Source organism: Bacillus haynesii (assembly GCF_001969855.1).
Taxonomy (GTDB): domain Bacteria; phylum Bacillota; class Bacilli; order Bacillales; family Bacillaceae; genus Bacillus; species Bacillus haynesii.
Genome location: NZ_MRBL01000016.1, coordinates 89,679 through 109,071, shown reverse-complemented (window position 1 = coordinate 109,071; position 19,393 = coordinate 89,679). Strand labels below are relative to the sequence as shown.

The following is a 19,393-nucleotide window of genomic DNA, read 5'->3' as shown; positions in this document are numbered from 1 at the left end:
GTTTTATAAAAGGGTTGAGTAACAACAGTTGCCTACATTGAGGTCTCGGAACAGGAGAGTTTATAGAATGGGGCGGGAACATAAATAAAAAAACAACATAAAAGTTGTTTTTTAAAGGGAATCTTTTATCTGTAATAAAAGCATGTCTATAACAGAGTCATTCAAATTCTTTAGAATTGCTGCAATGTCTAAGACCAGCCTTCTTGTTTGTTCGTTATCAAGCGTTAAATCTTTATGGTAGAAAATAATGGATTCCAAAACAATGGCAAGTTCGACGCCATTGTCAATATTTGCTGTCAAAGAGCTTTCTTTTATTTTTGTCAGAAGCCAATTTAAATCATCCAAACCTTTAATAGGGTAGTAAAGAATCTGATGCAGATCGGCTGCCGAATTTTCAGTCAGAATTTGTTCAGCTTCTTCTTTTGTAATGGCTTCTTCCGGATAGACATAGGGAATGTCAGGATGCACGCCTTCGATAAGTTGGCAGTCGTCATCATCCATGGAATCTGTATAAAGTTTAGAGAGAAATTCTCCAAATGAATCCGCTAATCTAAAATTCTCTTCAAATTCTGAGTCGAAATAGTGAACGGGCGGATTTTCTTTCATCTCCCTGTAGTCAAGCGCTATCCACGTATGGCCGTCACCATGAATAAGGATTAGGTTGTCGGGCAGTCCCCATTCTTTAATAAAGGCTTTACTCTCGAGAATTCCTTCCTTTTTCCCTAAGCCTAATAAGTAGTCAACCTGGACATGATCTTTAGCCCAGGAGGTGGGCCGTTCAGAAGGGAAGGCGTTAAAATTGATATAGCCGCCGTTTTGTTCAAGAATAAGCGCTTTGTATTCCTCCGGAAGTTTCACACCTAACTTTTTTTCAGCTTTTTGAATGTCTCTCTCTGATATGCTTTTTAATGTGTATGGATCTTCGTCTTCGTATGTCCAAACATTTTTCAAATGCTTTCCCCCTCATCCGTTTGTTGTTAGTATCTATATTGCAAAAAGGGTTGATCATGTATTTCCTTCCCGCAGTCTTCTATAACGGCTATCTTTGGCTGAAGGCCGAGAAATAATCATAAGTTTGCGGAATGGCTCCGTATGTTCCTTTAATGCGAATATCCTTACATTCGCCTTCGGTATTCTCAAAATAAAGCCTGTAGGTTCGGGGCATCAACGTGATGACATCCTGAGCGGTTCGATCAGGCCAGTCCCCTTCAAAATCTTTAATGCTTAAACTCATAAATCTTCCGGAAAGGTGCATCATCTGAATCTTAATCGTTGTTTTGCAGTTTTCTGCATTGAAAATCGTAAACTTGTAGCCTATATGCCAGTTAGAAACGTTTAAGTCGCTATCGGGAATGTCCTCCACATGAGTTCCCGTAAACGTTAGATTCAGCTTGTGCGGGAACGAATAAGCTTCAGCGCTGCTCCCAAAACTGAAAAGTCCACAAACCAACACCATGATCAGCAAAAAGCGTTTCATTCAATATCCCCCTCCTTTTTTCCACTTTATTGTAGCATAGACGAGTTGAAAAAGATGGAAATTTTTTCGGAGGATAAACACAAACCGAAAACTAAATGACTCTGCACGGTTTGTTCGGTTTAGCAGCCTCTTAAATATGGTTTTAATTACCGTATATATATAAATTGATCCAAGGAAAAAATAGGATCAGACCTTGTTAAGCATTTACCAATTTCATTCCCATGATTTTTTTATGTGAGGAGCGGAAACATGAAACAGAGCACTTATAAGATCTGCTTTTTATTCCCCATTATGATTCTTTTTTTAACTGGATGCTGGAGCAGCCATGAAATTGAAGAAATTGGTTTGACTTTTGCTATGGGATTTGATAAAGGCCGAGAGACAGCCCTTGAAAAAAAGTTTAATAAAATAGGCGGGGATTATCCAAAAAAAAATCGAATAACCTTGACATACCAATATGTCAATCCGTCCGCCGCAGGGGCCCAGATTTCCGGGGGAAGCAGCAGCCAAAAACCGTACATTAACGTCTATGAAACGGGTGATTCATTTCAGCAAATGGGCTCTGAAGTATCACTCAGGCAGGACAGGCCGGTATTCAGCTCCCACTTAAAGGTGATCGTCATTGCTGCGGATTTGCTTCGTACATATTCACTGAAGGAATTGCTCGATCAGGCTCTTAGGGACAATGAAATCAGACTGAGTACGCTTGTCCTTATAACAAGAGGAAGAGCAAGCGATACACTGGAACTGAAAGACGGCACCGGTAAAATACCCGCGTTTCACCTTAGCAGAATTATTTACAATGACTTTAGGGCGAAAAAAATTCTGCCTCCGATCACTCTTGCCAAATTGCCAGGCATGATGAATGCCGGAACCAGCTATTTGCTTCAAAACATCATCGGTGCCAACGGGGAAATCAAATATGCAGGAGCTGTAGCCATTAACGGAAAAACAAATAAGCTCCTTGGTTTTTTAGATGAAAAAGATTTAGACGGGATCATGTGGATCAAAGGACAGGGGGTAGGTGGTACTGTCAAAAACTATGATCCAAAAACAAAAAAATTGACGGCCATGGCAGTCGATCATCTGAAGAGTGAGATCAAGCCAGTTGTCAAGGGGAACCGTCTTTCATTTAAAGTAAATATTGAGTCAGAGGCACACCTGGCTGAAAACTGGAACACAACCGGGGCAGCAATCGACAAAAATTATTTAAAAAGAAAGGAAGCAAGTGCGTCACAAACAGTGAAACAGCTGGTTGAGCAGATCACAGAAAAAATGCAGAGGGAATATAAAGCCGACCTTGCCGGCTTCGGTGATGAAGTGAGGATCCAATATCCCTCTCTTTGGAGGAAGCTGAAGAAAAATTGGGATGAAGTATTTACGGTGACTCCGATTCAATATGATGTAAACATCACGATTAAAGAATTTGGATCTCAAAGTAGACATTAGCTTTAACAGGACTTGATAAAGGTGAACAAATGACAGTGAGGGGATAGAAGGGATGGGTAAGGACGCTTGGTCATAAACAGCAAATGAATGTTCACAATTGACATTTTGAAAATGTTATATTTACATTTTCAAACAGAGTTTGATAAATTGAATCGGTGGCGTAGGGGGCTGCCGGTTTCACTTTTGGCCCTCATAAATTGGACGTATGCCCGGCTACCGACGGAATAATGAATGAGCCTCCTTCATTAGCGGAGAATCGGTTTTTTCGTCTACTATTTCTTATGTGGATTCAAAAATGACTCGCCGGTCTCTATTTTCCGGTGAAGATTTTTTTCTTGAAAAAGCCCTCCCGTGTACGGAGAAGGCTTATGTTGGATGTGCAGAATCATGTTTATTTAATCTGCCATTCTTTAATGACAAGTGTGGAAGAGCCGCTGTCAACAATCGGATCGGAATTTCCGATTTCTGTTGCTTCCTTCAGAGACTCCGCGCTGATAAGATAAGCGCCCCCGGAAGCGTCGCTGAAAGGGCCGAACATTTCCAAGCGGTTCTCGGCTTTCAGCCTGTCCAAAAATTGATAATGGGCTGGCACATATTCATCTTTAAAGTTCTCGGTTCTGGTTGTTATAAGTAAATATTTTTTCATCGTAGCACGCCTTTCTGTCAAAAGATGACTTTATCTTAGCATAAATAGTAGATTTATATAAATGGTTAATCAACAGCGGGTGTTTCTGTACACTTTGAGCAGCTGCTTTTTTTGCACCACCAGCTTCAATGATCGGAAGTGTTAATGTTGGCAATTCCCGAAATCTTAGAAATAGATGAAAACAAAAAGTTATACTAGGAAGGAAAGTATACGGACATCAAACCAGCGCAAAAATGCGTTTGCTTTATGTCTATTTTTATTTTAAAGAGGGGTTAATTTGTTAGTAAAACAATTGTCTTTTCAGCTGCCTGTAGAAGAGACGGGGGAACCTGATGGACAGGGAACCACGGAATCACCTTTTCTCAAAAAGGTAAGGGACATAGAGATTATATCGATGAGCAGAAAAAAGATAATTACCACAAATCAAACAGCATGCGTTTTTATCATCTAGATCACTAATTTGAGGAGAGCCTTTTTAAATATGTTGTTAATCTAAAAACGGAACTAACTTGTTAGTTCCGTTAAAATGACTAATCCAAATTTTGATCGATCGTTCCTTCAAAATAGTCATCACTGACCTGTTCATGGGTTTCAGCCAATCCTTTTTCCAACTGCGTGGCTCCTTCATAATCCGAGGGATCAAAATATCTTCCAGCTACATCTGTGGTGTCATTTGTGTTTTCTTTGTTATGAGTTTCGGTGTTTACATTCTCAGCCTTTGCGCTGCTGTCTGAAGATTGCTGAAAATCGTACTCCTTGTCTGCTGAAGAAAATCTTTTGTAATCATCCGGTCTGTCTGCTCCATTTTTTTGCGTCACATTAATCACTCCATATTATTGAAATTTAATGTTGTTGAGAAAGGGGATCTGAAGGCCATTTCAGTCTCATGATCATTCAATACAATGGTTTCACTCCTTTACGAATTGTGTTGAAATATCAACTCTTCTTATGTTTGTCTGTTGAGATGGTATTCATTCGCTTTTTTTCGGTGAATCAAACATCAAGCCTATATCAACGGAAAGAGAACAGGCGCAAGAAAAAAATCATGAAGCAAAGCCGAGCGTGCAGGGCGGCGCCGATCCTTTCATTACAGACTTCAAACATGCAAATTTAAAGGCTGGCTTAAATAAGGACTCTGATCCACCAGTAGCTGCTTTAAACGAGCCACCAGAAGGATATACTTGGCATCATCATGAAGATGGAAAAACGATAATGTTGGTTGATAAAAAAGTGCATAGAGAATTTACCGATGTTGGTGGGGTTAATACTGTTAACGGTAAATAAAGAGGAGGAAATGTAATATGGCGCAAATCATTAATTCACACGATCAACTTTCATTGGAAAAAATAGAACAATTTGAATCAAAAAATAATGTTAAGCTGTCGGATCTTTATAAAGAATTTTTATTAAAATGGAATGGCGGTAAAGCAAGACCCAATATATTTAAAATTACGGATGCACAAGGTTCCAGTGCCTTAAATGTTTTTTATGGGATTAGGGATATGTATGATAATTTAGAGGATTTCATTTCTTGGACATAATGGAAGACCGTTTGCCTGAAGGATTTATTCCTATTGCAGAAGATCCTGCAGGAAATGTGATTTGCTTAGGAACCAACGAACCGTTTTATGAAAAAAATCTACTTTTGGGATCATGAAGAAGAGTCAGAGAATCCGGATGACATGAGCAATATGTATTTCTTAGCTGATAACATCAATGAATTTTTGGACAACCTTTATGAAGATGATGAAGAATAAAATGTATCTTTAGAACCTTGATTGGCTATTACCCTTTCAAGGTTTTTTTATGTTTATATCCGAGAAAAAAGCCGACAAAAAGGGGGATACAGACAAGAAAAACGGACGTGAATATCGAGTCCAAGACGAAGAGCCTGCGGCCGCTGATCTTTTGCACATAGTTATGTTGTGCAACTGATTGGCGGCCGCTTTTTTAACGCCGGAATGGGAGACACACCTATCCCTGATCAAATGATGTATCGAATGATGATGAAGATCGTCAGGGTTACTGGAAGAGCGGATGGAGTCTATGCAGTATTGCACGTGATCCTCATCACAAGGCGATAAGATCCCGTTGATATTATAAGTCTTTCAATGCCTTCTTCTTTTCTTTTTTAAAATTATGTGTCATAGTACCGATATAATGATTAAGTAGAATTGAAAGAGTGATGTCCATTGTTATCTTTAGGAAATATTATAACAATAGAATTTGAAAACGAAAATCAAGAATATGTCCTTGCGAAAAGTAAAGTATTATCCATTGAAGAAAATGTTTTAAGAGTGCATTATCCTGTGGATGAAGAAACGGGGAGAACTGTTATGATTCCAACAAATACAGTAGCAACAGTTCATTTTATAAATGAGCAACAAGACCTATATAAATTTAATAGTGTAATACAAGGCCGAGAGATCTATCAGGATATACCTGTATTAAATATGTATTTACCTGAAAAAGATCAAATGACAAAAATTCAAAGACGGCAATTTTTTAGAGTAAATACAACGCTTCCTGTCACTGTTCGCTCATATGGATCTGGCTCAATGTTTAAAACATATACAGCAAATATCAGTGCTGGAGGCGCTGCGTTAATCATTGAAGAGACGCAAAAACACGAACCAGAAGAGGACTTGAATCTAAGTATCCATCTAACAAGTGAGGGGCATGATGAAACTGTGATTGACGTTCATGCTCAAGTCAAACGCACTTTCATAGATCGCAGAACAAACAAACAGATCATGACAGTTGAATTTACCAAGATGAATGAACATGATGAACAAGCACTTGTACATTATTGTATAAAATTGCAATTGACAGAAAGAAGAAAACTGAAACCTGATTGATGCAGCTTACAGTAGGTGTTAATCCTCCAAAAGTGGAGGAAGGTAGAGATCTGCCTTTAAGGGGGGATTTTTCTTTCCGCCACATTCATTTATGGAGATGATGTCGAACTCTTTGTATTAAACAAATATATAAAAGAATAGAGGAAGAAGCTGATCGATTTGCTTCAGCATTTCTTATGCCTAGATCTTCGTTTATTATTGAAAAAGGATTTTTGTTAGAATTTAATGAAAAGCCTTTGGAAGACAGTATTCTTAACTTCATAATTTAAAGTCCAAGACGGAGAGCCTGCGGACACTAAATCGACGTTATAACGTCGATTTAGTGTCTGTTTTATTTTTGGTGGGGGGCAGTTACACAATTGGCTTTTCTGCCGCCTATAGACGAAAAAGAAGTCAGAAGTACGATTATAAGGGGGCTCAAAAGAAATAAGGCTTTGAAGGTCCCACTTGAGAACCGGAAAGAAAGGGAAGCAGTCGGGATAAATAATCTTTTCCCGCAGCTCAGAGACCAACACTCCTTAAGTGAATTGAAAGTTTGTCAGATGAACAGGGCGCTTAAACAAAGCCTTGATACTGATGAATTAAAGATTATACAAGAGAAATATTTATCTTCAAAAAAGATTAAGGACATTGAAATTTATATGGAGATGGGACTGAAAAAGGACAAATACTATCAGGTCAAACGACAGGCCATTTATAATCTTGTGACAGCTCTCGGGATAATATAGCGTAACGCATTTAAAAAACCGCAATAGCATTTAACTTTAATCTCCTAAAGTTACCCCCACAAAATCAATGATTCTTAACCCCTTATCAAATTGCTATTGCGTGGGTAACCGAAAATTTAATTGCGGTGGGCCGAACGTCTTTTTCGAATGATGAAATATTGTTAAAATTTACATCATTAGTATAGTTAAGGGAAGGGTGAAAAGGTTGGATAGAATCTCATCTGCAGAAGTGGGGATGAAAATTACTGAGTGGCACCAGCATATTCAAAAATTCAATGTGACAGACGCCGAAATGCTTAAAGCTGAAATTGAAAGGGATATAGAGGTTATGGAAGAAGATCAGGATTTACTAATCTATTATCAATTGATGGCTTTCCGCTACAGTATAATGATTGAATATATAGCACCTTCAAGTGAAAAACAGATGGAAATATCAGAATATTTAAAGAGGATTGAAGGGAATAAACGAAAATTAGATCACATGCTCACGTATTATTATCATTTTTTTCGAGGGATGTACGAATTTAGGAATGGAGAATATACGAAGGCAATTACTTATTATAAAAGAGCGGAACGTCAATTTCCTGCTATATCAGATTCGATTGAAAAAGCAAATTTTACTTTAAAATGGCTGAAGTCTATTACCACATGAAAATGACCCACGTTTCGATGTACTTTGCAGAGCGTGCATATAACATTCAAAAAATATGAACTCTATTCTGTTCGCCTTATTCAGTGTCATTTTGTCATTGCTGGGAATTATGATGATTTAGAGAATCATGAGAAGGCTCTTCCACACCTAAATCAAGCACTTAGAGGCGCAGAACTATTAAAAAAGAAAAATCCACAGATATACGCTTCTGCTTTTTACAACCTTGGCAACTGCTATCACAAAATGGACAACTTAAATAAGGCTGCAAGATATATTGAACAAGCTCTAGTTCAATATAAAAAATTAAAATCAAAAAACTTACCGCAAGCATACCACGACTTGGCGCTAATCAATTTCAAACAAAATAAGTATGATAAAGCCAAGGATTATTACCGAAAAGGGCTTAGAAGTGCTGTGGAACTTAAAGATCATCTGTTTATAAGCCTTTTTGAAGCTCTCGAGTCACTTTATATAAGACGGGGTGAAACTACATCACTTTTTAAAATTTTCAACCGACTGGAAACAAGCAAAGGATTTCCGTATTTGGAAGAGCTGGCATTGTTAGCCGGCACCTATCTAGATTATAATGGAAAAACAGAGGATAGTCTCATCTGTCTTAAAAAGATGGTCTATGCTCAAAAGCAAATATTGAAGGGGGAATGTTTGTATGAAGTCTAAAATGAAGATCGGTTTAGGGATTATGATAATTGGACTTGGCTTTCTCAGTCATTTTTCGAACAACGATGATATGAACACAGCTTCAAGAAACATCACAAGCGCACCCAATCATTATTTTGTTGTTTAACCTAAAAGAGTTTTTGGAATATCCTTTTAGCCGTTTTAATAGCGGCTTTTTTTTATGTATTTCAAACCCTTAACAAATAGGTTTAATGACCTAATCTCAAAGATTCATTTTCATGGATTGACAGGATTTATTCACCAATTCTTTTCTATAAAGTGGTAGAATATTTTGTGTTATGTCACTTTAGTATTAGAGGAGAATGCTATGAAAACTCTTGATGTTCAGGCGTTGCACAAAGCCATTGATCAAACGCTGGAACAATTAAAACATCAGTCAGACGAATTCGCAAAAGTCAAAAAAGCCGTAGAGGGTATTACATCACTTGATGATGCCTTAAAAGGAAAAGGCGGAGACGCGATCCGCGCCTTTTACGAGGAGTGCCACACTCCTTTTTTGCGGTTCTATGATACTTTCATAGAGGAATATCGTTCCACGCTGAAGAAATTGAAAAGCTCGCTGAATTCTCTTGAACCAAACCACAACGGATTTATTTCGCAAACCTTTCTCGAACACGAGCTGGAACAAGGGGTGAATGCGGCCGACCGCACAACGAAGCGTTTGGTATCTAAAACAAATGCCACGATCGCAAAAGTCAGCCACATTGTCGATTTGCCTGATTTGAATGACAGCGGTTTTCATGAACAGAATCAGAAAGCCTTAAAGGAAATCAATCAGACAATTGAAAAGCTGCACACTTTTGACCGCGAACAGACAAATTCTCTTAAAACCGCTGAAAACGACCTGGAAACGATGCAGAGATACATAAGCCGGCTTGAAAAAATGTACACAGGCCCTAAAATTGAAATCACCGGCTATCAAAAAGGTTCGATTTTAAAGCCGGATGAGATGGACGCTTTAAGCGGGGGCCAGGAGACAGCGATGGGCGTCATGCTCGAAAAATTAGATAAAAATAGAATGGAAACAGAAGTTCGCAAAGCAGAAAAACAGGCTGATGCAATAGAAAAGCTAAAGAATGTCATTAAAGAAGAGACAGATTTAGATGACCCTGCTAAGTATTTTCAGGATATCTATTTGAAAAGTGAAACTCCATTTGGACCAGATCTGAAGCCAGGGGAAGACTACAAGGAAGTTCATCAAACGGTAACTGATATTTATAAGGGTACGGGTGGCGCTATTAAAGATCTTGCGAAAGATTTTTACGAGGGCGGAAAACAGCTTGGGTGGAACATCGGGTGGACTATCGATCATTTACATAAAGACCCGAAAGTCGTTTTAGACACAGTTCTTGGATACGACTATAAAGGTGCCTTTCAAAGTATGGTTGACACGCTAGCGGAGAAATGGGATGAAAAAGTAGTAAATGGGGATGCGTATTCAAGAGCGCATTATTTTACTTATGCGATCGGCAGCCTTTGGGGATTAAAAGGCGGGAAATCTTCTGTTTCAACAGGCTCGAAAGATCTTGCAAAAGCGGGGAAAGCTGCGGCTAGCGAAGCAAAGAAAGCCGGTAAGACTGTAAAACAGCCAATTAAGCCACCTAATAATCGTTACACTCCTGCATTACAAGGGATTCTGCAGGATGCACCGAATTCTATTAACGTGAAGAATACACCTCTGATACGTGAGCTGGTTGAGGATAAGAAGAAGAGTGTGCTTTTCAAATCAGTCAGGGGAAAGGAAAATAATAAATCTCCTAAAACCAAAATCACAAAAAAATCTAGGGAAATTGCATATCCAAAAGTAGAAACATATGAGCAAGCAAGGAATCAAGCTCTTAAATTAATAGGAGATTTGGGACCAGGTTCAAAGCCTTACATTGGCACTTTAGGAAAGAGTGCAGGATTTGGTAAAGTAACAGGACGAATTTCTGCTGATCATAAAGTACTTTGGAGGCTAGATTACGATCCTGAAAAGGGACCTCATATAAATGTTGAAGATTATCGAAATGGAAAGGGAGACAAAGCAAAAAAAGTTTATATTCCTTTTGAGGGTAATGAAAAAACATACAAAACCCTTTTAAGACATTTAAATAAATAAGGAAGTGTTTAATATATGACTTTGTATGAAGAATGTTTAGAAGCATTAGGGGATCATAAAAAAGTTTTATCAAACGAAACAACAGAGAAATTTCATCAAGAACTTGCTTCAAAATATCCATTTACATCTTGGGGAAGAATTCAATGGGAGTTAGTGAAGAATCACAAGTCTATTGAGTATGCCGAGGATATAGATGACTGGTTGACTGAGAATAATATAGAGGATAAAGAAATCATTCTACTATGGAGTTTCGGTAATTATCCAGCGATTAAAACAGAGTTAGATAATGCATTAAAGGTTATTGATGATGTAACTGCAGTGGGTTCAGACACTTTCATGTACAGTCCATATGGATTTGTAATTGAGTTTTTTCATGATGGAGATGTAACCATTGGTATGGCTAATAATTATAGAACCGACTGACCGATGGCATCGTTCTGCGTTTTAAAAAAGCATTTAATCTCTGATTAAGTGCTTTTTTTATGTTCAAATTCGAGAAAAATCCGACAAAAAGGGGGATAAAATGGGGGACTTTTTCTATTCTACTTTGTCATACGATAGAGACAAGAAAAACGAACGTGAATATCGAGTCCAAGAAGGAGAGCCTGCGGACACTGATCTTTTGCACACGGATGTTGTGCAGCTGATTGGTGGCCGCTTTTTTATTGGCCAGAATGGGAGACGCACCTTTCCCTTATCAAGTGTGAACTCGGATGTATCGAATGATGATGAAGGCCGTCAGCTTCACAGGAGAAGCGGCTGGAGTCTATGCAGGATTGCGCGCGATAGTCACGGGGAACGCAAGCGGTGAGATCCCGTTTGCACAGGCTGAGTTTTAGAACATTCAAGCAGGCTGCTTAGTCAAAAGAGCTCACCTAGGGCATTATGATAAAAGAGCCGCAGCCTTCCGGATAATCGATATGAAACTGTGGCAAGAAAAAATCATAAAAAAACAGGAAGATCCTGCGAGCTGGCAGTGGTAATGAAAAAGTGCTGGATGCCGGCAGCACATATGTAGAAAAAAATCAGAGGAAGTATCAAATGGGTGTCTATGATTTTACCGGAACACGCGGCGGCTGATTGGTTTGTGTTTTCAGAGAGCGAGGTTGTTTGAGTTACGGCGTTTGCCGGTGTTGAAAAGGACGCCGCCCCACAGCAGGAAAGAGAGCCTGTCAGTGCTGCTGCCGCGGTTAGAACAGACATTGTTTTTTCATGCTGATCCCTCCTTTTTCATCTACCCTCACGTTCCCCGGTGATGATGCAATAAAACATGTGAGTGTGCTTTGTATGTTTTATTGATCCCTTGCAAGGGAAGAGAAATGGGTAATTCGGTATATACACAAGCAAGAAAGGGGAATGGAGATGGCTGAACAGAAAAAAATCACAATAAACGGCGTTGAAATGGAAGCGTCCGAGGAACAGACGGCGCTTCAGCTTTTGAATAACAGTTCGATTGAAGTGCCGCAAGTTTGCTATCATCCTAGCTTAGGGCCGATTGAAACATGCGATACGTGCATCGTCAGCATCAATGGCGAGCTGAAGAGGTCGTGCTCCGCTGAATTAAAGGATGGCGATGTCATTGATACGCTTTCGTCTGATGTAAAAAAAGCGCAGGTCATCGGGATGGACAAGATTTTATATAATCATGAGCTTTATTGTACAGTTTGCGATTACAACAACGGGGGATGCGAAATACATAATACGGTGAAAGAAATGAAAGTCAATCACCAAAGCATCCCGTTTGATCAGAAGCCTTACCATAAGGATGAATCAAATCCGTTTTACCGGTACGATCCGGATCAATGTATTTTGTGCGGCCGTTGTGTTGAAGCGTGTCAGGACGTTCAGGTGACTGAAACACTGACCATTGACTGGGAGCGGAAACGCCCGCGCGTCATTTGGGATAATGATGTGCCGATCAATGAATCATCTTGTGTATCATGCGGCCACTGTTCTACCGTCTGTCCATGTAACGCGATGATGGAAAAAGGAATGGAGGGGGAAGCCGGATATTTAACAGGCATCAATAACGAAACACTGCGTCCGATGATCGAAATCACGAAAGGCGTCGAGACAGGCTACGGCTCGATTCTCGCCATTTCTGATATGGAATCCGCCATGCGAGATGAGCGAATCAAAAAAACGAAAACCGTCTGCACCTATTGCGGTGTCGGCTGCAGCTTTGATGTCTGGACAAAGGGCAGAGACATTCTGAAAGTTGAGCCGCAGGAGGAAGCACCGGCCAATGGCATTTCTACTTGTGTAAAAGGGAAATTCGGCTGGGATTTCGTCAACAGCGAGGAACGCTTGACAAAGCCGCTGATCCGCGAAGGCGACCATTTCCGTGAAGCGGAATGGGAGGAAGCGTTAACGCTGATCGCCAGCAAGTTCACGGATTTAAAAGAGGAGTTTGGCCCGGATTCACTCGCTTTTATTACATCTTCTAAATGTACAAACGAAGAATCCTATCTCATGCAAAAGCTGGCGAGAGGGATCATTGGCACAAATAATGTGGACAACTGCTCGCGCTATTGCCAATCTCCCGCGACTGCCGGCCTATTTCGGACAGTCGGCTATGGCGGTGACTCAGGGTCGATTACAGATATCGCGCAAGCGGACCTTGTGTTGATTATCGGTTCGAACACGTCTGAGTCGCATCCGGTCTTGTCCACTCGCATTAAACGGGCTCATAAGCTGAGAGGGCAGAAAGTGATTGTAGCGGATATTAGAAAACACGAAATGGCAGAGCGTTCTGATTTATTTGTCCAGCCGCGTGCCGGATCAGATATCGTCTGGCTGAATGCCATCGCCAAATATTTAATTGAAAACGGCAATGCCGATGAACGCTTTTTGCAGGAAAGAGTGAACGGACGGGATGAATATGTGAAAAGCCTCACGCCGTATACCCTTGAATATGCCGAGGAGAAAACCGGAATTGATCAAGAAACCCTCATCCAAATGGCAGAGATGATTGGTCAGGCTGACAGTGTGTGCGCATTGTGGGCCATGGGCGTGACACAGCATATTGGCGGAAGCGACACGAGCACAGCAATTTCTAATCTACTGCTTGTGACAGGAAACTACGGTAAACCGGGAGCAGGCTCTTACCCATTGCGCGGCCATAACAACGTGCAGGGAGCAAGTGACTTCGGAAGCATGCCTGACAGAATGCCGGGGTATGAAAAAGTGACGGACGAACAAGTCCGCCAAAAATACGAGCGGGCGTGGGGTGTGCCGCTGCCGAAGGAGCCGGGCATGACCAACCACGAAATGATCGAAAAAATCCATTCCGGCCAGCTGAAAGCGATGTATGTAAAAGGTGAAGAAATGGGTCTGGTCGATTCCAATATCAATCATGTACACGCCGCATATGAAAAGCTTGATTTCTTTGTGGTGCAGGATATTTTCTTTTCACGTACAGCCGAGTTTGCTGATGTTGTTCTTCCTGCGAGCCCGAGCCTTGAAAAAGAGGGAACCTTTACAAACACAGAACGCCGGATTCAGCGGCTGTACCAGGTGTTTGAACCGCTGGGTGAATCAAAACCGGATTGGCAGATTATTATGGAGGTTGCCAATAAGCTTGGCGCTGACTGGCACTATGAGCACCCTGGAGACATTATGGAGGAAGCAGCCATGCTGTCGCCGATTTATGCCGGTGTCACCTATGAGCGCCTTGAAGGCTACAATTCCCTGCAATGGCCTGTAAGCGCTGATGGAAAGGATTCGCCTTTACTTTTTACTGAGCGCTTCCCTTTCCCAGACGGCAAAGCCATTCTCTATCCTGTTCATTGGAGAGAACCTGAAGAGTTCGGAGAGGAATATGATATCCACGTCAACAATGGGCGGCTCTTGGAGCATTTCCACGAAGGGAACCTGACCTACAAATCAAAAGGCATTTCAAAGAAAACACCGGAAGTGTTCTTAGAAATTTCTCCTGAACTCGCGGCAGAAAGAGGGATTCAGGACGGAACCCTTGTCAGACTCACATCGCCTTTCGGAAATGTCAAAGTGAAGTGCTTGATCACTGATCGTGTCAAAGGGAAGGAAGTATATCTGCCAATGAACGATTCAGGGGAAGCAGCGATCAACCTGTTAACAGGCAGCCATGCTGATAAGGATACCGATACGCCTGCATACAAAGAAACATCAGCCAAGATGGAAATTTTGAAGCACGACGGAAGCAATCCGCTGCCTAAGATCAATCACCGCAACGGCAATCCGCAGCCGCAAATCGGTGTGCAGGTACAAAAGAAATGGGCGCGGAAGGATTATATTTTCCCTGGCGACGCTGTGAAAAGGGGGATTGGGCATAATGGCTAAAGCGATTAAACGAATTCAGAAAATCGAGATAACCGAAGAGGAACAGAGAAAGCGTGATATGAAAGAAATAGAAGATGCATTAGTCGAAAATAAGGAAGCTATTCTTGAAACGCTGAATATGATTGGCCATATGAACGAGCGCGGTGTTTTGCCAATGCTCCGCGGCCTTTTTGGCCAAGGAGATAAAGTTCTTGACATCTTAATGAAAAAGGCAGATACAGAGGAAACGGCCAATACACTGAAAAATCTGCTTCTTCTGTTCGGAACGCTTGGCATGCTGGATGTAAAACAGCTGGAACCTCTCATTTTGAAAGTAAATGCGGGGGTGGCAAACGCGGTGGAACAGAAGGACAGCGAAGAGAAAACAGGTTACTTTGATATCATCCGCTCGCTCAAAGACCCGGAAATCAACAAAGCAGTTACACTGCTATTCTCCTTTTTAAAAGGAATGGGACAAGATACAAAGGAGTTGGAACGCACGACTCAGCCTCCAGAGCATCAAAAACATCATCAGGAACCCCGAGAGAAAAGGGGGATGAATAAGAGGGATTGACCACCCGCCCGAGCCGGCTGTTGCCAGCTCGGATTTTTTGGTGAAAAGGTTTAATGGACTAGTTGAAAATGTTCAAATACTAGAAAGAAGCAAGTTTGTGATGAATGAGATAGAATAATCGTTTCTTTCTTACCTGTTAAGAAAAGGGGAAATTTAAAAATCGATTACTTTAGATGGGGGAGCAGCCTTGAAAAAAGTCTTATTACTATTGTTTGTCTTAACGATCGGGTTTGCGCATTCTGCGTGCAGCCAATCGAGTGATGCTTCATAGAAGGAAAAACCGAAAGAGAAAAAATTCCAAGAAGAGTGTGAAAAGAAACTTGGTTAGGAATTGAAAAAAGGTAATGTACCGAAGGCTAAGATGGATGATAAAATACATAAAATAGAGAAACATTTACAGGAGGACATACGAATTTTACAGTGAATAAAATTCACCATTGTTCCATCTGGATCGGCAAATGCCGAAAATCTATTTAAGTTGTTGGAGGAATGATTCAGTATGTTAACAAGAGAAGATATCTTTAAGCACGTCAAAGAAAAATTCGATACATCGCCAGATTACCCATTTCAAAAATTTCCAAACTATGCCGCGTTAAGACATGAGCCTAACGAAAAATGGTATGGTCTTGTAATGAATGTTCTCCCAGAAAAGTTAGGCTTAGATGGAAATAACGAAATAGATATTCTGAATTTAAAATGCCCTCCCGAAATAAGCGGCAGTTTAAGAAATGGAAAGAGTATTTTACCTGGATATCATATGGATAAGGAAAATTGGATATCACTTGTTTTAGAACGTATAGATTCAGAAGAAGAAGTTTATAACTTAATTGAGCAAAGCTTTAATTTAACTAAGTAAATCGTAAAATTATCTTTCGCAAAAGCAACCAGAAAATGTTCAAACTTTTTTATAAAACCGAAACTTAAATCGTTGGATAAGAATCCGTTTTGATCAATCTTTTTTTCAAAACGGGTTCTTTCTATAATATGTGGGTTCCAATGATGTTTTTGATCAACTTTATTTTAAAGCAACAACAACACGGCCATTAACATGCCAAAAGGTTGTTTGGTATGTCACCTTCCTTTGAGTAAGCCGAATCTTTGTACAATGTTTTTTACCAAACACTCTCAAACGCCGAGAGTGTTTTTTTATTGCCTAAAGACAAAATGAAAAAGTATATGATCTTTCTTTATGCCAGGACAAACAGAAGAAGCAAAAGTGCCGATCTCAAAGCGTTTTTAAGACAAAGAGGGGAACGTCATTCCATCACGACGGAGCGCATTGGTGAACTAGAAAAAGAAAATACAACTTATAAAAATCTGAAAGGCCGGGGCCGCGTGAAAGCCAATCAGCGGAATGTCAGTAAATCAGTTTTGACAGATGCAGCAGTGGCCTTTTTACGGCAAGTTGAAAAAGCTGGTTACTTCGCCATGATATACAGCGGTAAGTCTTTCCTTGAGAATTGCCTTGACGAATCCAAGCTGAAGCCATTTGCATTATGGGTTGCTCATTATAACAACACACCTTGGCGTCATGCGGATATCTGGCAGTATTCTTCTAACGGAAAGGTGTCAAGTATTTCTGGTAATGTTGATATGAATATTTGTTATCGTGACGGGTTACGGGCACAGGTGGCCGTGACAACTGAAAAAGCTGCCACTACTGTAAAACCTGTTTCAAACAAAAAGCCAGTTAAAACGGAGACAGTTTACACTGTTAAAAAAGGGGATGCACTTTCAGTTATCGCGAAGAAATACAACACGACTGTCAAAGCTCTTCAGAGTTTGAATAATATTAAAGATCCTAATAAAATTTATGTTGGCCAAAAATTAAAGATTAGCAGCAGTGCTTCAACAGCATCGAATAAAAAACAGTATTACACAATCAAATCCGGCGATACTTTATCCGGAATCTCCAAAAGATTCAACACATCAATAAAGACGCTGCAGAATTGGAATGGCATCAAGAATGCAAACAAGATTTATGCTGGTCAAAAAATTCGAGTTAAATAAGACTGTTTGTCGACGGTATTTACGGACCCAAAACTCAAGCGAAACTTGAAGCGTTATTGAAGTAACGAAAAGGGGCAGGCATTATGCCTGCTCCTCTATCTTTAAACTAACGAGATTCATTTGAGGATTTAAGGAAACTGATGAACAATGGTGAAATGACAATTACTGTTACAATTAATAATAGTCTGCTAGATATTAAATTTACAAATGTAGTGTTAATAATATATAGGGCTAAAACCATTAAATAAAAAGCCACGTAAACATAAGTATACACTTTTTTGCTGAATGGTTCTTTCATGTAAATGAAAAGAAATAACCCTACCATTAAAACTAAGAAAGTCATAGTTTCCCCTCTTTCATTTTTATTGTGGAAAAACCCCAGTTGGAACAGCTGCATATCCGAGTCCAGTAAAACGTATTCTAACACCATGCCCTTCATGTTCGTCTTGAATCATTTGACCAAAACCAACTAGTCCGCCTCCGATTACTCCGGAAATTACGCTTGCTAATTGTGTAGGAGGTACGGGAATAACCCTTGATATTAAAGCAATACCAGAGGTTGCTCCACCGCCTGCTTTAAATGATTGATATAGTGTTCTTGTTTCATTACAGTCAAAATAAAGATTATATCCCCACCAGTAGACATCATGACCAGATCGACCGCAGCCTTTTTTCGCTACTTTCATTTTATTATTGTTTTCATTCTCAAGTGTCAATACACTACCGTCTTTGTCTAAAATTTTTACACTAAAATCAGAGTTAATGACAGCTTCTTTTTGTTTTACTAAACCGTTCAAGTATTTAATCCATTCTTGAACTTCGTTGGTGACAGAACGTGAGATATCTAGTTTAGTATAAGATGGATCTAAGGTAAGAGTTCCATCTGCGTTTAATTTAAGATAAGCTTCTAATTTCTTTACATCATTCATACTCACCTTTACAGTCTTAAATTCTTCGCTGTTCAGTTTTTGATCGGGTACAGAATTTCCTTTAGATGCTCCAGTAGTTTCAGTATGTAGTTTTTCGTTGTCAGTTAGCTCTGACGCTGATACTGAGATTGAAAATACAGGTGAAACCAATATTAATGTCAGTACCATAACAAATGTCTTAAAACCATTGTGCTTCTTTTCTTTCACGATAATGCCACCCTTCTTATTATAATTCAAACTCATTGTACTTGAAAAACAAGGTAATTTGGGACATTATGTGTATAACAGTAAATAAGAACCATCTGAAATCTTGTGCGTAATGAAATTATACTAGGTGTAATGAATTAGAATATTGGAGGGTTAATTTAAGAAGGAAAAAACGATTAAGATGAAGGACGTCATGTGGTAACTATGTTGCTCTTTGAATAATAGGTCTTACTTTATTTCCACGGGACAACCACCTCAAAGCTCCTCTTAATCAACGACATGTAAAATCTTACGGAGATGATTTATGTAATGGATATGCCCTCTATTTGAACGATCTCCCCGTTTTCTGCTCCATTTAAAAAGGGCAGCAGCTTGATTACGGCGAATCGCACCGGTGTATTAAACTCGTCACCTCCACATATCACCAGTTCCCGTTCTATGTCTTCTATTTAGTTCATGTCAAGCACCGGCTTTTTCACTCTGTGGTGGTTGGTTTCTAATTCTATAGCGAACTGACATGCTCCGGCAGCATCATAGCTGCCTATTAGATTGTGCCTCTATCTTTAAAGTTGTCGTCTCTCATGTTGTTCATCTCCTCTTGGAGATTATATAGGAACGAGTGTTCCTGTTTCGATAAGGAATAAAACCCAGCTTAACTCTAGAATAAAAAATCACGAAGAAAATGATAATATTAATCGGCGGCATAAAGTTTTCATAAAGCGTCAACCTCTGTTTGACAGAAAAAATTGAAATCCCATGTTAAT

The 19,393-nt window shown here is 39.9% G+C and carries 15 protein-coding genes and 3 pseudogenes; 13 read left to right on the top strand and 5 right to left on the bottom strand.

What is annotated here, in order from left to right:
- Positions 1-111: 111 nt before the first annotated feature.
- Together BTA31_RS13350 and BTA31_RS13345 are read right to left on the bottom strand one after the other, a co-directional pair.
- Entirely contained in the window at positions 112-951 is an 840-nt protein-coding gene (locus tag BTA31_RS13350) for an SMI1/KNR4 family protein (RefSeq protein WP_076792333.1), read from the bottom strand.
- An 88-nt stretch (positions 952-1,039) separates the two neighbouring features.
- On the bottom strand, positions 1,040-1,477 hold the full coding sequence (locus BTA31_RS13345; protein WP_076792330.1) for a hypothetical protein: 438 nt from the start codon (positions 1,475-1,477) through the stop codon (positions 1,040-1,042).
- A 249-nt stretch (positions 1,478-1,726) separates the two neighbouring features.
- Here BTA31_RS13345 and BTA31_RS13340 point away from each other — a divergent pair, with 249 nt between their 5' ends.
- Positions 1,727-2,926: a Ger(x)C family spore germination protein gene (locus tag BTA31_RS13340; protein ID WP_076792328.1), complete on the top strand. Its 1,200-nt coding sequence runs from the start codon at positions 1,727-1,729 to the stop codon at positions 2,924-2,926.
- 391 nt (positions 2,927-3,317) lie between these two features.
- Here the strand turns inward: BTA31_RS13340 and BTA31_RS13335 are convergent, their stop codons facing one another.
- A complete protein-coding gene (locus BTA31_RS13335; RefSeq protein WP_076792325.1) occupies positions 3,318-3,572 on the bottom strand; it encodes a YciI family protein in 255 nt (84 codons plus the stop codon).
- Positions 3,573-4,102: 530 nt separating this feature from the next.
- Positions 4,103-4,390, bottom strand: a complete 288-nt coding sequence (locus BTA31_RS13330) for a YozQ family protein (protein WP_076792323.1) — start codon at positions 4,388-4,390, stop codon at positions 4,103-4,105.
- Between the two features lie 244 nt (positions 4,391-4,634).
- On the opposite strand from BTA31_RS13330, the gene BTA31_RS13325 reads away from it, so the two are divergent.
- The 12 genes and pseudogenes from BTA31_RS13325 to BTA31_RS13255 all read left to right on the top strand — a co-directional run bounded on the left by BTA31_RS13325 (position 4,635) and on the right by BTA31_RS13255 (position 17,493).
- A complete protein-coding gene (locus tag BTA31_RS13325) occupies positions 4,635-4,856 on the top strand; it encodes an HNH endonuclease (protein WP_076792320.1) in 222 nt (73 codons plus the stop codon).
- Between the two features lie 17 nt (positions 4,857-4,873).
- Positions 4,874-5,329, top strand: a pseudogene (locus tag BTA31_RS13320) (SMI1/KNR4 family protein).
- A gap of 435 nt (positions 5,330-5,764) precedes the next feature.
- A complete protein-coding gene (locus BTA31_RS13310; RefSeq protein ID WP_076792317.1) occupies positions 5,765-6,430 on the top strand; it encodes a flagellar brake protein in 666 nt (221 codons plus the stop codon).
- A gap of 359 nt (positions 6,431-6,789) precedes the next feature.
- Positions 6,790-7,158: an ArpU family phage packaging/lysis transcriptional regulator gene (locus BTA31_RS13305; RefSeq protein WP_239693200.1), complete on the top strand. Its 369-nt coding sequence runs from the start codon at positions 6,790-6,792 to the stop codon at positions 7,156-7,158.
- A gap of 205 nt (positions 7,159-7,363) precedes the next feature.
- A pseudogene (locus BTA31_RS13300) lies at positions 7,364-8,488 on the top strand (response regulator aspartate phosphatase).
- 328 nt (positions 8,489-8,816) lie between these two features.
- On the top strand, positions 8,817-10,610 hold the full coding sequence (locus BTA31_RS13290; RefSeq protein WP_076792312.1) for a T7SS effector LXG polymorphic toxin: 1,794 nt from the start codon (positions 8,817-8,819) through the stop codon (positions 10,608-10,610).
- Positions 10,611-10,625: 15 nt separating this feature from the next.
- Positions 10,626-11,033, top strand: a complete 408-nt coding sequence (locus BTA31_RS13285; RefSeq protein WP_043927493.1) for a CDI toxin immunity protein — start codon at positions 10,626-10,628, stop codon at positions 11,031-11,033.
- 939 nt (positions 11,034-11,972) lie between these two features.
- On the top strand, positions 11,973-14,930 hold the full coding sequence (fdhF, locus tag BTA31_RS13275) for a formate dehydrogenase subunit alpha (protein ID WP_076792309.1): 2,958 nt from the start codon (positions 11,973-11,975) through the stop codon (positions 14,928-14,930).
- Positions 14,923-15,483, top strand: coding sequence for a helical membrane plugin domain-containing protein (locus BTA31_RS13270; protein WP_076792307.1), 561 nt, complete (start codon positions 14,923-14,925; stop codon positions 15,481-15,483). The genes fdhF and BTA31_RS13270 overlap by 8 nt, the downstream gene beginning before the upstream one ends.
- A gap of 187 nt (positions 15,484-15,670) precedes the next feature.
- Positions 15,671-15,915 (top strand): annotated as a pseudogene (locus BTA31_RS13265) (DUF4352 domain-containing protein); the annotation flags it as partial.
- Between the two features lie 67 nt (positions 15,916-15,982).
- The gene (locus BTA31_RS13260) at positions 15,983-16,339 is read left to right on the top strand and encodes an MmcQ/YjbR family DNA-binding protein (protein ID WP_076792304.1); all 357 of its coding nucleotides are present in this window, start codon (positions 15,983-15,985) and stop codon (positions 16,337-16,339) included.
- A gap of 293 nt (positions 16,340-16,632) precedes the next feature.
- Positions 16,633-17,493, top strand: coding sequence for a LysM peptidoglycan-binding domain-containing protein (locus tag BTA31_RS13255; RefSeq protein ID WP_239693199.1), 861 nt, complete (start codon positions 16,633-16,635; stop codon positions 17,491-17,493).
- Positions 17,494-17,855: 362 nt separating this feature from the next.
- Here BTA31_RS13255 and BTA31_RS13245 read toward each other — a convergent pair whose 3' ends face one another.
- Complete coding sequence (locus BTA31_RS13245; protein WP_239693198.1) at positions 17,856-18,629, bottom strand: hypothetical protein; 774 nt, start codon at positions 18,627-18,629, stop codon at positions 17,856-17,858.
- Positions 18,630-19,393 lie beyond the last annotated feature (764 nt).